Annotated in this window: 1 protein-coding gene; it reads right to left on the bottom strand. The window is 34.9% G+C overall.

What is annotated here, in order from left to right; translation table 11 throughout:
• The coding region (locus MXE28_RS11450; RefSeq protein WP_247240191.1) for an S-layer homology domain-containing protein at positions 1-217 on the bottom strand (217 nt) is incomplete at its 3' end.
• Positions 218-733: the final 516 nt, after the last annotated feature.

Genomic DNA, 733 nt, shown 5'->3' with positions numbered 1-733 from the left:
TAGCTACCATCTGAGCCATTTCGTAACGAGTGATGTTGTTCTGGCCTTTGAAAGTACCATCAGGATAACCGTTGATAACACCGGCTGCTGCTAATTGAGCTACACTCTGGTAAGCCCAGTCATTAGGTGTTACATCGGAGAATGGGTTAGCGGCGAACGCTGTAGTTACGCCAAGTACGGCTGTAGCCGCAAATACTGCTGCAAAGCGTTTTTTCATAATTATTACCCCTTTCGGAATAAAACAACTAAAATATATCTTTTAGGTTGTCAACTTCCGAAACAGAAGGAATTAAGAAATAATAGTTTCGATTGGAGTGTCCATGTTTCCTCACAATGTAGTTTTATTATTTCGTTAACTCAGTTGTTTCATCGTCTGAACTAACCTATGGACTCATAATACCAATGAAAACTAAATTCAAAATGAAAGTACCAAAACTTCACGTTCAAGGAACGGATGTTTAAATCTATGATATTAGATATAAAGGTATATTGAACAACCTCTAAAGCCTGTTATTAAGGGATTTATACCCTTTTGGATTATTTTTATCTCCGAAAATTCACAAAACTAAAAAACCTAAATAAGTTTTTCAGTTTCATCTTCTTCATCATTTACCATGAATTTTTCATGTAAAACTGACTTATATTGTGAATTTACCATGAATTCTGACACACAAAAAGGGGCTTATAGGACAAAAAGTGTGTGTGGCTTTTTTAAATTAATCCCAATAAATTG

It is taken from the genome of Veillonella sp. KGMB01456, assembly GCF_023051165.1.
Classification (GTDB): Bacteria; Bacillota; Negativicutes; order Veillonellales; family Veillonellaceae; genus Veillonella_A.
Note: the sequence above shows the minus strand (reverse complement) of the source record. Positions and strands in the feature narration are given on the sequence as shown.